11 protein-coding genes and 2 tRNA genes are annotated in these 13,059 nt (G+C 58.2%); 8 read left to right on the forward strand and 5 right to left on the reverse strand.

Features of this window, described 5'->3' with window-relative positions; translation table 11 throughout:
- Positions 1-2: 2 nt before the first annotated feature.
- Complete coding sequence (locus tag OHL21_RS02005) at positions 3-749, reverse strand: DUF3142 domain-containing protein (protein ID WP_263415577.1); 747 nt, start codon at positions 747-749, stop codon at positions 3-5.
- Positions 750-888: 139 nt separating this feature from the next.
- Here OHL21_RS02005 and OHL21_RS02010 point away from each other — a divergent pair, with 139 nt between their 5' ends.
- The 4 genes from OHL21_RS02010 to OHL21_RS02025 all read left to right on the forward strand — a co-directional run bounded on the left by OHL21_RS02010 (position 889) and on the right by OHL21_RS02025 (position 4,492).
- Positions 889-1,467: an RNA polymerase sigma factor gene (locus tag OHL21_RS02010; RefSeq protein ID WP_263415578.1), complete on the forward strand. Its 579-nt coding sequence runs from the start codon at positions 889-891 to the stop codon at positions 1,465-1,467.
- Complete coding sequence (locus OHL21_RS02015; protein ID WP_263415579.1) at positions 1,464-2,258, forward strand: hypothetical protein; 795 nt, start codon at positions 1,464-1,466, stop codon at positions 2,256-2,258. Before OHL21_RS02010 ends, OHL21_RS02015 begins: the two co-directional genes overlap by 4 nt.
- A 50-nt stretch (positions 2,259-2,308) precedes the next feature.
- The gene (locus tag OHL21_RS02020) at positions 2,309-3,337 is read left to right on the forward strand and encodes a HEAT repeat domain-containing protein (RefSeq protein WP_263415580.1); all 1,029 of its coding nucleotides are present in this window, start codon (positions 2,309-2,311) and stop codon (positions 3,335-3,337) included.
- Between the two features lie 147 nt (positions 3,338-3,484).
- Positions 3,485-4,492, forward strand: a complete 1,008-nt coding sequence (locus tag OHL21_RS02025) for a HEAT repeat domain-containing protein (RefSeq protein ID WP_263415581.1) — start codon at positions 3,485-3,487, stop codon at positions 4,490-4,492.
- Positions 4,493-4,567: 75 nt separating this feature from the next.
- On the opposite strand, the gene glgP is transcribed toward OHL21_RS02025, so the two are convergent.
- From glgP to OHL21_RS02040, 3 genes are all read right to left on the reverse strand, one after another.
- Positions 4,568-6,343: an alpha-glucan family phosphorylase gene (gene glgP / locus OHL21_RS02030; RefSeq protein WP_263415582.1), complete on the reverse strand. Its 1,776-nt coding sequence runs from the start codon at positions 6,341-6,343 to the stop codon at positions 4,568-4,570.
- 247 nt (positions 6,344-6,590) lie between these two features.
- Entirely contained in the window at positions 6,591-6,902 is a 312-nt protein-coding gene (locus tag OHL21_RS02035) for a hypothetical protein (protein ID WP_263415583.1), read from the reverse strand.
- The gene (locus OHL21_RS02040) at positions 6,899-8,431 is read right to left on the reverse strand and encodes an adenosine deaminase family protein (protein ID WP_263415584.1); all 1,533 of its coding nucleotides are present in this window, start codon (positions 8,429-8,431) and stop codon (positions 6,899-6,901) included. Before OHL21_RS02040 ends, OHL21_RS02035 begins: the two co-directional genes overlap by 4 nt.
- A 110-nt stretch (positions 8,432-8,541) precedes the next feature.
- On the opposite strand from OHL21_RS02040, the gene OHL21_RS02045 reads away from it, so the two are divergent.
- From OHL21_RS02045 to OHL21_RS02060, 4 genes are all read left to right on the forward strand, one after another.
- Positions 8,542-8,616, forward strand: a tRNA-Phe gene (locus tag OHL21_RS02045).
- A gap of 36 nt (positions 8,617-8,652) precedes the next feature.
- Positions 8,653-8,729, forward strand: a tRNA-OTHER gene (locus OHL21_RS02050).
- Between the two features lie 551 nt (positions 8,730-9,280).
- Positions 9,281-10,525, forward strand: a complete 1,245-nt coding sequence (locus OHL21_RS02055) for a glycosyltransferase family 4 protein (RefSeq protein ID WP_263415585.1) — start codon at positions 9,281-9,283, stop codon at positions 10,523-10,525.
- Between the two features lie 4 nt (positions 10,526-10,529).
- The gene (locus tag OHL21_RS02060) at positions 10,530-11,600 is read left to right on the forward strand and encodes a UbiA family prenyltransferase (RefSeq protein ID WP_263415586.1); all 1,071 of its coding nucleotides are present in this window, start codon (positions 10,530-10,532) and stop codon (positions 11,598-11,600) included.
- Between the two features lie 100 nt (positions 11,601-11,700).
- On the opposite strand, the gene OHL21_RS02065 is transcribed toward OHL21_RS02060, so the two are convergent.
- Positions 11,701-12,657, reverse strand: a complete 957-nt coding sequence (locus OHL21_RS02065; protein ID WP_263415587.1) for a hypothetical protein — start codon at positions 12,655-12,657, stop codon at positions 11,701-11,703.
- Positions 12,658-13,059 lie beyond the last annotated feature (402 nt).

Consider the following 13,059-nt stretch of genomic DNA (forward strand, 5'->3'; position numbering starts at 1 on the left):
AGTTACTCTGCTTTCGGTAGAAGGTTCTGGTTGATCTGGCCGAGCTCAGTCCCGGTCCAGGGCTTGGGAGAGAAGAGATAGATCTGCCGCGGGCGTGTCGAGGGATACGCCTGCGGCTCATCGGTAGAGAGGCCCACGGAGGCAGAGCATAGCGGCTCGCGGGTAGCGAAGTAGCCGACGTGAGCTCCCAGCCTGAAGTGCATAGGGATGGCCTGATCGATCGGCAGCGTATGCAACCAGCCGTCACTCTCAGCGCACCAGCTTACGAGCGCGGTTATGGTCAGGGACAAGTTCGGAGACATCGCAGCGCGGACACGTTGCAGGACGTCGGTGTAAAAGGCGCGCTGTGCCGGTGTGGCGTCGAAGTCGATCTGCAGGCCGTTAATATGCGCCAGTGTGGCGGTCTGAACGATGGCCGCGGCGGTCTCCGCACGCATGGCTTCGGTATCACGGAAGCCCGGACGTATCTCGATCCGTGTAACGGCGATGGCATAGATAGTTTCCGGAACACGGATGGGCTGATGGCGGAGGATGGCGTGGACGCCATCGTTAAGAAAGACGCGCTGCGCGAGGAAGGCTACACCTGCTCGCTCTGTGGAGAGGGTGCGCAGGTCCTCCGGTTTCTCCCACGCCCATAGCATGATGGCCGGGGCATGAGAGGGCGTAGTAGGCGCATGGCGCGCCGGAAGGCTGTCGCCTTTGAGTACAAGTGCGAGAAGAGTAGGGAAGAGCAGCGCAGCGCGTCGCATGAGGAGCACCGATCGAAGGGTGCCGGTGGATGGACTATAGCGCAGATTTCTGTGTATGCAAGACCGGAGTATCCGGACTATAAAAAAGTTCTTCAAACTTTCCTAACCGCACCCCTATCCCCCTGTCTAAGGAGGCGAAATGGAGAAGGCAGAAAAAGAGACGATCCGGCGAGTAGTTGCCGGCGACCGGGACGCGTACCGCGTTCTGATGGACCGTCACTACGCTGCCGTCTTCCGGATCTCGTTCCGCATTACCGGCAATGAAGCCGATGCGGAAGAGGCCGCGCAGGAGAGTTTTCTGCGCGCCTACAACAAACTTCCGGAGTTCCGGCAGGATGCCGCCTTTGGAACCTGGGTGACGAGGATAGCGATGAATACGGCCATGAATCTGGTAGAGCGCAGAAATCGGGACCTTTCGGTCTATGCGCCACGTGTCTCCGATGACGTGGGTGAGGGCACCGTGCAGGTCGCCAGTCACCGCGCCGGTCCGGAACGCGTCCTGCTGGATATGGAGACGGCGACGCTGCGGCAGACCGCCATGGCTTCTCTTACCCCGATGGAGCGCACTGCCTTCACTCTGCGCCACATGGAAGAGGTTGGCATGGCGGAGATCGCCGAGGCGCTTGGTGTCCCCGTCAATTCGGCCAAACAGGCTGTCTTTCGCGCCGTCGCCAAGCTTCGGCGTGCCCTGGAACCCGTCGCAGGAGGTATGCGATGAAGCACTATAGCGAAGAAGATCTGATTGCGTACCAGATGAGCGAGAGCCCCGAGGCCCGTTCGATTGGCGAGCATCTCGAGCAGTGCGCGGAGTGTGCCACGCTGGCAGAGTCCATTGCAGAGACGCTGCGCGTCTTCTCGGCCGAGCCGGTGCCAATGCGGACTCCGGTCGATATGGACCTGAGCTGGCAGCGGTTGCGCGGCAATCTGGCCGTGCTGGAGGCTGCGCCGAAAAAGCGGTGGTTCTCCCTCTGGATGTGGCCTGCTGCGGGAGCCCTTACCGCCGCGATTGTGGTGATGGTCGTGCTAGGTCTGCGCATTCGTCATGCGGAGCAGCCAGCCGGAGGGCAGGAGACCGCGAATCAACGCGCCTCTGTCACCGATGCGTTGAAGAGTCTCGTAGGCCGGCATCAGCAGGCACATCCCGTCAATGGACATGGTCCGTTGACCGATGCTCCGTCTGACGATCCGCAGATCTCCGCGCATCTTGATTCCGCCGAACGTTTGCTCACCACGGTGAACCATGAAGAGGGCCCGCTGGATGAGGCGACACGCGTCCAGGCACACGATCTGTTGCTGAAGAACGCTGTCTATACACAGACGGCGCGCGACCGCGGCGATCTCGCAGAGGCGGCGGTGCTCGACAACCTGGGACGAGTCCTCATCGGTCTGGACCATGCGGCGGAGACGCCGAGGAGCACGTGGCAGTTGCGGCTGGAGATGAATACCGACGGACTTTTGCTGGACCTGCGTGTGCTGCGCCAGAACGATGAGCGCCGCTCTTCGAGGTAGCCGCAAGCAGTAGCAAGAAACAAGTTTTTGGTCATAAAGGAGATGTACTTATGAAGCACTGGATTTTACTTGCAGGTCTGGCATCCGCTGGTTGCGCGCACGTTGCGCTTGCGGCTGGCCCCTTACAGCCCGCAATCCTTATCACTGAGCCCGGCGCCGCTGCCGCGGAAGATGACTATACCGCCGGCGCCAAGGCGATGAATGAGCAACGCTGGCAGGACTCCATCACTTCGTTCGATAAGGTGATTGCCGCCAAGGGAGCGAAGGCTGACGCGGCGCTTTATTGGAAAGCGTATGCGCTCACTAAGCTTGGCCGGCGTGAGGATTCGGCATCGACCTGCGCTGCACTCCGGAGCGAATATCCAAAGTCCACCTGGAATAAGGATTGCGCTGCTCTTGGTATTCGCACCGGAACCGTGCGTGTCGTTGTGGGCAAGAATGGCAGGACGAGCACGTCTACCTCCAGTTCTTCATCCTCATCGTCATCGTCCAGCGACAACGACGAGGACACCTACGCGATCGGTCCCGTCCCGCCGGTTCCCCCGGTACCGCCGATTCCAGCAGGGGAGGGCTCGTTTACTTATAAGCGCGATCGCAGAGGCACGGGAGATCCCGATGCCGACCTCAAGATCCTCGCTCTGAACGCACTGGCGAACCAGGATGCCAGCCGGGCCGTCCCGGTGATTCGCGACCTGCTGAAGGGGAATCAGCTGGAAGCGGTGAAGCGGCAAGCACTCTTTGTCCTTGGTCAGAACAAGTCGCCTGAGTGCCAGAACCTGCTGCGGGAGATCGCACTTGGAAAGCAAAACCCTGAGCTGCAGCGTCAGGCGATGCAGATGCTGGCCATCACCCAGGGGAAGAAGGCGAACGATACGCTGGCGGAGGCCTATCGCCAGTCCACCGATCCGAAGACAAAGCGGGCTGCTGTCTCCGCGATGTTCATCTCGGGCGATGCCCAGAAGCTGGTTGAACTTGCACGCGGAGAAAAAGACCTGGAGATGAAACGTCAGATTGTCTCGCAGCTTGCGTTGATGAACGACAAGGTTGCGCAGGATTACATGCTCGAGCTGTTGCGCTAACTAATAACTCGCCTGCATCGGCTGTCCGGAAATGGACGATGCAGGCGATTCTCCTCCCGTCAATCCAGACGCCTGGATCGATTTTCCGGATTTTTCCCGAACTCTAAGAACTTTTTACGAAAACTCTCGTATCAGGAGACAAAGGCCATGAGAATCGCCTTCCGCATCCTCGTCGTTTCACTTGGGCTGGTTGCACCGCTAGCGGCCCAACAACCGGCTGTCACCGGCGTGCAGGTCGACGCGCACGCTGCTCATGGTCTGCCCGCGGAGCTCAACGCCGCGTCAAAAGACGGTATTGCGTGGGTGGGTTACTCCATCCCCGTAATCGGACACTTCTCGGACAACGATGGCCAGACACTCTACCTGGAAGGCTCCCATGACGGAGGCTCCTGGGATAGCGACAAAGAACAGTTCGATCATGTGAATGTCCTGTTGCGTATGGAGAAGGGCGCGGTCACGAAGGTCCGCGTGGCAACTCCGAACCGCAAGCTGGATACCGGCGGCGTGAAGTTTGTATGGCTTGAGGGTGTCTCTCAGGATGAGAGCATTCGTGAGTTTGCATCACTGGCCAACAATGCTTCGCAGGAGCGCAAAGTGCGCGATGCCTCGGTGATGGTGATCGCTCAGCATGAGTCGTCTGCCGCGACCAGCACTCTAATCTCTATGGCGAGCACTGGCGATTCGTTTGTGCGAGAGAAGGCTGCCTTCTGGCTGGGCGCCCATCGCGGGCAGGATGGCGTCAAAGCGCTGTTGCAACTTACACGTACGGAACAGGATGAGCATCTCCGTGGCAAGCTCGCCTTCGATCTGACACTCGGTAAAGAAAATCCCGCAGCCATCGATGAGTTGATCTGGATGGCAAAGAACGATGCTTCGCCCCACGTCCGCAAGGAGGCTCAGTTCTGGATGGCCCAGAAGGCCGGCAAACGAGCCGCTGGGGAGCTTCGTCAAATTGTTCAGAGTGACCCGGACCGAAGCATTCGCCGGTCCGCGGTTTTCGCGATCTCGCGGCTGCCGGAAGGAGAGGCGGCTGCTCAACTGATCCAGGTAGCAGAAACCAACAAGGATCCTGATGTACGCAAGCAGGCGATCTTCTGGCTCGGCCAGTCGAAGGATCCGAAGGCGTTGGACTACCTGACCAAGCTCCTCAGGTAACTGAGGACCCTCGAAACACTCGCAGCCTGCAGCGGTTTCGCATCCCGCTGCAGGCTTTTTTCTTTCCGAGCAGCGCTATACCGAAGTCGGGCTTACCAGCGTGTCTTCCGTGATCGGCACAACATGATTGGCCGGTTGCATGGTGGCGCGTTCCAGACGGTACGACCGGCAGATGTACTGGTCGACCATGCGTTGCGTATTGAAGAATGCGCCATTGAGGCCGATGGCGTGCTGCATGATCTTTGCCCACTTTTGTTTATCGGCAAAGGCAGGGCCTACAGCCTTCTCCAGCTTTTCGTAGAGCGAGGCAGCCTCTTCTTCATCGTTTGCGCCGTCTTCGATTGCCCATCCGGTCGAGCCTTCGGCGCAACCCTCGATCCACCATCCGTCCAGGATGCTGAGGTTGGGTACGCCGTTGAGCGTGGCCTTCATGCCGCTGGTGCCGCTGGCTTCATAGGGACGCCGCGGTGTATTCAGCCAGATGTCCACGCCGGAGGTGAGCACTGCGCCCAGGTTCATGTCGTAATTTTCGAGATAGACGACGTGAATGAGGCTCTGCTTCAGCCCGTGAGCCGCGCTGATCACCTCATGAATCAATGCCTTGCCGGGAGCATCAGCAGGATGCGCTTTGCCGGCGTAGACGATCTGCAGGCCGCCCATCGCTTCCGCGATATGCAGCAGGCGCTGCGTATCTTCAAAGAGAAGGGTTGCGCGCTTGTAGGTAGCGGCACGGCGGGCAAAGCCCAGGGTCAGCACATTTTCATGCAGGATCACGCCGGTGCGTTCTTTCACTGTCTCGATCAGCCGCTGCTTGTTTAAAGCATGTGCGGCTGCAATCTCCTGCGGCTCGACTCCATAGATGCCGCGCAGCGCATAGTTATCGGCGCGCCATCCATCCAGCTTCCTGTCGAAGAGATCTGCCATGGCCGGCGAGACCCAGGTTCCCGCATGTACGCCATTGGTGATGTAGTGGATCGGCGTATCCGGAAACATCTGCTGCGAAACCTTGCCGTGCTGCATTGCGACACCGTTTACGTAACGGGAGAAGCGAAGGGCCACGTAAGTCATGTTCAGCAACCCGTCGTGGATACCACCGAAACGGCTATAGAGGCCGGAACGCTCCTGTCCAAGAATGGCGAGCATCTGGTCGTAGCCAAAGCGGTCGTGACCCGCAGGCACGGGCGTGTGCGTTGTAAAGACGCATTGTTGCTTGACTGCCTCAACATCCTCATCAGTAGCCGTATGCAACGGACGTCCGTTCAGCCGGGCTTCGAGCAGAGCAGTGGTCAACAGGGCCGCATGGCCCTCATTCATATGGAAGACCTCTGGCTGAACGCCGAGAGCATGCAGCATGGCGATGCCGCCCAGGCCAAGCACGGCTTCCTGGCAGAGACGATAGTAGTTGTCTCCGCCGTAAAGGGTGTCGGTAAAGGTGCGATCCCACGAATCGTTCGGTTCGACATCGGTATCGAGCATCAGCACCGGAATCACATGTCCGGTTACGCCAACGATGTCGTAGCGCCACGCACGAACCAGGAGCTCGCGGTTCTGGACGGTAATGGCCGTAACCGCGCCCGCCGGGGGCAGACGATCTTCAGGGGACCACGGCATCGGAGCCTCAGTCTGCCGGCCGCCGCTGTCGAGCATCTGACGGAAGTAACCCTTGCGATGGGCCAAGGTCACGGCAACCATTGGAACGCCCATGTCCGCAGCAGAGCGTAACGTATCTCCCGCCAGAACACCCAAACCGCCCGAGTAGGTGGGCAACCCTACCTCCAATGCGATCTCCATGGAAAAGTAGGCAACACGACTATTTCTCAACGCTTCAGCGGCAACATCCTGCAGAGTCATGCCAGATAAAACCTCGCACTTCGGAGTCCGGGGAATCTGCAGGCATCGTGCCGTCCTGCTTTATATCCCGTTATTGTTCGGGCCCCTTACATAACAACTTCACAGCACCAACCAGAGGAAATCAATGCAAATCTGCTTCCATTCCTGCGGAAAAAAGGCATATTACTTTCGTGTATACGAAAAAAATCCGGCTGGGTTAACAGCCGGATCGTTGAGGTTTGCTGCTATGTCTTTTACAGCAGGGAATTTAGAAGTGGTAGAGACCTACTTCCGTGGATTTAAGTCCGAGGTGTGACAAAAGGTCAAGTACGACAACGATTACGAAGCAGAGGGTCGGCCGGAGCCAGGCATTGCGGTTGCGGCGTATGCCGAATTCGATCGCCAGAAGGACGAGCCATGTCACGGCGGCGGTGATGAGCCAGTCAAAGACCATCACACGCACTACGCCGTTTTCGGTGCGGAGAACCTTCTCCGCGTTGAAGGGATGCATGACGAAACCGGCGAGTGCCGCAGCGAAGAACAGCAGAAGCTCCCCGATGGCGATGAGCGCGGACTTCATTGCACACCTGCCTCGAAGGCCCGGAAGCGGCGTTCCAGCTCCCACTGCTGTGTGGCCTTCTCACTGGATTTCAGGAACTCTGCGCACTTTGCCGTGGGTTTGTCAGCGCCCAGCGGTTGGGCGGCGCAGGCGGCCACCGGCTTGCCCCAGGCATCAGGGGCAGACCATAAGTCGTCGCCGGGCAGGAAGCTATGTTCAATGCCGGTCCGGGCCATGTTCTTGAGATCGATGTAGGTAAGGCTGTGCTCCATGGCGGCTCGTTCATATTCATGGGTAAGATCGCTGCGCGAGACACCTTCGTCATCCGTCGAGAGCGAGACCGGGACTTTGGCCTCACGGTAGTTGGCAAGCGGATGGTGGTTGCCGGTGATGCCGAGAATGCCGTCGTTGCTGGTGAGATTGATCTCCACCATCACGTGTTTTGTGGCCATCTCTTTTAGAAGGGAGTGCGGATCGGTCTCGTACATCACGTCGACACCATGGCCGATGCGTTCGGCTCCGGCGACCTCAACAGCTTCGCGGATGTGGAACTTCAGGCCGTCGGGCGGGACGATGCCCGGAGCGAGCTCTCCGGCGTGCAGTGAGAGGTGGACCTTCGGGTATTTGGTCTTGAGGAACTGCAGGAACTTCATCTGCCGGTCGTACTCGCTCATCGACATATAGGAGTCTTCAGGCTGGACGAAGTTGATGCCGACGACGCGCGGATCCGCGGAGGCGAGCTCAAAGCCAAGCAGGGTCTGTGCGTAGACCTGTTGCGGCGGGAAGGCGCGCAGCACCTGGAAGATGAAGCGCACGGTCATGCCACAGGCGGGTGTAGCGGAAGGTGTACCGCAGTGTTCGATCTCGTTGCGGCGTGCCTCGATGCTATCTATCTCCGCAATGTCGCGTTTGACGTTGTCGCGGACGGCGCCGTCGAGCAGCTTCTGGCGGAGGTCCTCGAGGTCGTCGCTCCAACCAAGCTTGTAGCCCAGCGCAGCGCTGGCGCTGAAGTCGGGCGTATGCATGATCTCGAGGTACTGCTCGTTCTGCGAGGCGGCGCGAAAGGCGACCTCGTCCAGCCATTCGCCAACGTGTTTGCGGTCGAGACCGCCAAAGCGGCTAAAGGTGGCGAAGAACTGATCGTGCCCGCTGTAGCCGGCGTAGGGCACGAACGAGCGCATGGAGAAGGCATTGACCAGGTTGTCATAGAGCGTCTGGTCTTTGAGTACGTTCTCTGCGGGTATCAGGCCATCGGCGCAGGTGCCGGTGGGGTTTTTGGCGAAGGCTTTGGCCTTCGGGTCGATGCAAATATGGTCTTCGACGGCGTCCTTAATGAAGGTCTCGGCATAAACCGCGCCGGAGAGGTGGACGTGCAGGTCGCTTCCTTTGGGCATTTTGGCCAGGAAGGCATGGGCAGAGAGAGGGCCTTGTTTCACGGCAGAGGCCAGGACGCGGCCCGCCTTTAATTCACCAGGGGTCTGGGTTGCGGTCTGGGCCGCCGCAGTGATCGCAAGACATGACAAGGCCAACAGTACTCGTGTGGATCTCATCGGAGGGAAAAATTCCTTTCGTGGAAACAGGCCCAGCATACCCTAGGTCCATAACCCGCAGGTTTGTCCCATCCGGCTCCGGATTGCTATACTAAGGACACTCCACGAAGGGCCAGGTAGCTCAGTGGTAGAGCGCGGCCCTGAAAAGGCCGGCGTCGGCGGTTCGATCCCGTCCCTGGCCACCATCCCGATGAAAATACAGCAATTTCGGCCGCGCTCTTGGAGCGTAGCGACGTATATCCGTACGCGGCCATGAATAAGGCCGGCGTCGGCGGTTCGATCCCGTCCCTGGCCACCATCCCGATGAAAATACAGCAATTTCGGCCGCGCTCTTGGAGCGTAGCGACGTATATCCGTACGCGGCCATGAATAAGGCCCAGGCGTCGGCGGTTCGATCCCGTCCCTACCCGGCGAGATGCCGGCTGAGCAGTATCACTAGAAGTGCGAAAGATACTTTTTCCGGGTGCACTGGCAGCGGAATCACGCTCCGGGAGGTTGCCGTTCCACGGCCCAAGGGAAGACCACTGTAGAACCAGGATCGTGTGATCGCTGACGCGAGGCTGCGGCGGCGCTGGAAGAAGTGCGGCATCGAGCTGATCGCTTCTTTCCGACCCAATAAACGCAAGAGGGCCACCACGACGTTCCACGTTCCGCTGCTACAAGCGGCGCTGGATCTGGATATTGGAGCAGATCGCATGATGGATCATTTTCGACGACTAGTGGTGACGACTAGTGGTATGGTGCATAATGATCCGGCTCGAAAGGTTTGATACTGCAATCCTAAGAGAATTTACTCTTGGAAAGCCCCTTCGTTTAATCGATGCTGGTCGCAATCTCAAATAGGAGCTAATGTTGCGTTTTGTCTTCCTTTGTAGCAATCCGGATTGGGGTGGAAGCGAAGAGCTATGGGCGGGAGCGGCGGCATTATTGGTCCAGGACGGGCATTCTGTCAGTATCTTCAAACACCTTGCTGATCCAATGCACCCGCGGATCTGTCGGCTGCTCGAGCTGGGGTGTCGTATTTACGACTTGTGGCACTTTTTCTTGCCCGGCAGAGTACGCTTGCCCAAGCCGCTCTACCGAGTAACCGGGTTGCTGACTCGAGCGGCCGGCAAAACTGCTGCACTGAGAGCGATTGGACCTATACTGCGTGTTCTTCTAACAAGTCTTAATCCCGATTTGGTAGTGGTTTCCCAAGGCGCAAACTTCGACGGAGTCATTTTGGGCGATCTTTGCCGTATTGTCGGCTGCCCGTACGTCATCATTTCACATAGAGCGACAGAGTATCATTGGCCGCCGGACAAGCACCGCGTCGTGATGCGTTCTGCATTTCAGACTGCTTTGCGCTGTTATTTTGTCTCCCAGCACAATGTCCGGCTCACGGAATTTCAAATAGGTGAAACACTCGCGAATGCGGAAGTCGTGCGTAATCCCTTTATGGTGTCCGGATCTCCGCTACCTTGGCCTGACACTCAGGACCATTCGATCAAATTGGCCTGCGTTGCACGCCTGGATACAGGCGAGAAGGGGCAGGACATTCTTTTGCAGGTGTTGGCGCGACGGCACTGGAGAACCCGTAATTTGTCAGTTTCGTTTTTCGGCTCAGGCGCAAACCGCGAAGCTCTGCGCGGGCTTGCAGAACATCTAGGCCTTAAGAATGTCGATTTTCCGGGTTTTACAAGCGACGTGGATTCCATCTGGAAGACTCATCACGCGCTGGTTCTGGCGTCACGCACCGAGGGGTTGCCACTGGCGCTTATCGAAGCGATGATGTGCGGTCGGTTTGGAATTGTCACAAATGAGGGCGGAACTTCGGAAGTTGTAGAGGATAGTCGCACCGGATTCGTAGCCGACTCTGCGAAAGTAGACGAATTTGACAAAGCCATGGAGCGAGCATGGGCTATGCGAGAGCAATGGAAATCGATCGGTCAAGCTGCTGGAATTGCGATTAGAACCATGGTGCCTCTCGATCCGGCTGCTTGTTTCACTTCCAAGCTGTTGGGAGTTGTGAATTCACTGCAAACCGGATCGATCGATTTGTCAGCCCCCTCAAGTCTCTTACGGCCTGGCATAGCCAAAAAGTTGCAGAATTAATCCAGTGGCCGACAACGCGCATATCGGCGAGAAACGGTTGGTTGAGCGACTCTCACTTGTCTCTCTGTGGCGAATTATTCGCGCCTCCGAATGGTGGGAGTACAAAGTCATCCCAGTCCTCGCGGCGTTCTACGCAACGGCCCTGATACTCGACGTGCCGGTGAGCGCGATCTGGCGGGAGGCGCTCATGGCATTCGCCGCAATCGTTCCGGCCGCGGTCTACGCCAGTGTGGTCAACGATCTGACCGATCTCGAAGACGATCTTGCCGCCGGGAAACCAAACCGTTTCGCAGGCCGTTCGCGACTTCTCGGCCTGATATTCATAATTCTCAGCGCGGAAGCCCTCGCGGTAATCTCCTGCCGCTGGCGACACGACGCGGTCCTTCTATCGCTGTACCTCGCAGTGTGGCTGGCCTTTTCGCTTTACTCTCTGCCACCGTTCCGTCTGAAAAAACGCGGCTTCCTGGGAATCCTTGCCTGCGCGAGCGGCGAACATCTATTTCCGACGCTAGTGGCCGCGATCCTCGCGTTTCGCGGAGCGCAACGGCCCTACAATTTCATCTGGCTCATGATAGTGGGAACCTGGGCGCTCGCGAACGGCATACGTGCGATCCTGTGGCATCAGCTCACCGATATTGACGCTGATCGCGCCGTTGGCGCACAGACGTTCGCCGCACGGCATTCGCGATCCGCGATGCTCATAGGAACGTGGATTGCGTTTCCGACCGAACTGCTTGCGTGCACTACAATGCTCGTTGAGATGCGGAGTAGGTGGCCACTCGCGGCGGTTGGCGCGTACGTCCCTCTGGTTGCGCTTCGCATCCGATGGTGGCATATCCGCCCCGTGATCGTTACACCGAAACCTGACTTTTTATTTCTGACGACTGAGCTCAACATTGTGTTGCTGCCGATCGCGATCCTCGTGGCATCGGCTCTACGACATCGCGGTGATTGGGTCGTCCTCGGGGTTCATTTCTTGATCTTTCCCGCCAATGTGTCACGCACCTTGCGTGCGACGTTGAACTTTGCGCGAACGGCTCTGAAAGCATCCTTGAAGCTCGCACGGGTGTCATGATCTGTCCCGGGTCTTCGACGCAAAACGCGCGGCCGAATTCGAAAGCGCGAGTTTGAGACCATCAGCCATGAAGCACGGCATCATATCGCGATCGGAGCAGTCACTCTTCGACGAGCAATCGGCGTGTCAACGCTTCTACCGCGAGCACCGTGGTCAATGCCTCGGAGCCCCACCAGGGCGGCGTCGGTTGGGAATCAATTCGCCTACGGCCATGGTGATAGAAGGCGGCCCGCGGCCAGGCTCCGGACGGGAACTGTGCCTCAATCAGGGGACCGACGTCAGGTACGCGATTCCACAGCAGCATCGTTGATGATGCCAGCGCAAGCTCGAGCGCATTGATCGGCGCCGTCGCTTCGATGCGTGGCACAATCATCTCGCCTGCCTCCGGCGCGATCTCGCGTAGAGCGTGCGAAAAGAAATACCAGACGGTGAAGCGGCTCACGTACCACTTGGTGGACACCTCTTCGCCATTAGCACGCAGGACTGCGAGCATGTGCTCAATCGCCGGCCGAGTCTCTTTGCAATCGCCGAGGTAGGCGACGATATTTGCGTTGATCGCGGCGTCGACGTCGCGTACTTCCGCTGGGCTGTACCGGAAGAAGCGATAGTACCTGCGTGGATGACGCCACCACCGCGGCATCCAAGTTCGAAAGAGACCATTGCGCTCGCGTTGAGCCAGCAGAATGGCGCGATTGTTCGGGATCCGTTTTCCGGCGGCCGTAAGCGCCGCAGAGGCGATTGCCGTGTCGTCGGTATCGAGTGGAACGTAGCCATGGTCCGGGCCTGCGCTCGACGGGTAACACCACAGACCGTCGGGCTCCATTTCTCGCAGGAGGAAATCGATGGCGCGAGAGTGGACGCGCTCGGCCGATGGTGTAGCCGATAACGCGCGAGCGGCGAGAGCTGCTGGAAAGACCGCCGCATCAGGAACGCAGTTGCCGCTCAACTCACAAGTGGGCCATTTGTCGATCGGGATCTGACCACTGGGAAGCTGAACCGATTCGAGGTATGCAACACCCTTTTCAATGGCGCGACGAATTTCTGACGTTTCGCTCATCGGATAGCGTCAGTAATACTATCGATCTCTTCATGTATTGGACACACGACGCGCGGCTCCTTGCCTCAATGCCAGAATGGGCGAAAGTCTATGCTCCTGCAATCAGTCTACGCTGGATGGCTTAAGCATCGACCATGTAAGAGTATGGTTTCCTTCGGCATTAAGCTTGCTTCGCGAAAGGGTTCATGGCCGCAATCCTGTGAACACGTTAGGTGCGAGGCGTCCAAGATGCTTTCGAAGGTCGCGCGATTGCTACTGGAGTATGGAGGAACCAGCTAGTGTCCTGAGTCATTAATTCGTTCAACTATTTTTAGATTGGGTCCATCTAACATGGCATGGAGCAAGCCATGAGACGAGGACGCAGTTTGCCGTCGTTGACGTTGACGACTGAGGATCGAGAGA

This window comes from Terriglobus albidus, from assembly GCF_025685425.1.
GTDB classification, from domain to species: Bacteria; Acidobacteriota; Terriglobia; order Terriglobales; family Acidobacteriaceae; genus Terriglobus; species Terriglobus albidus.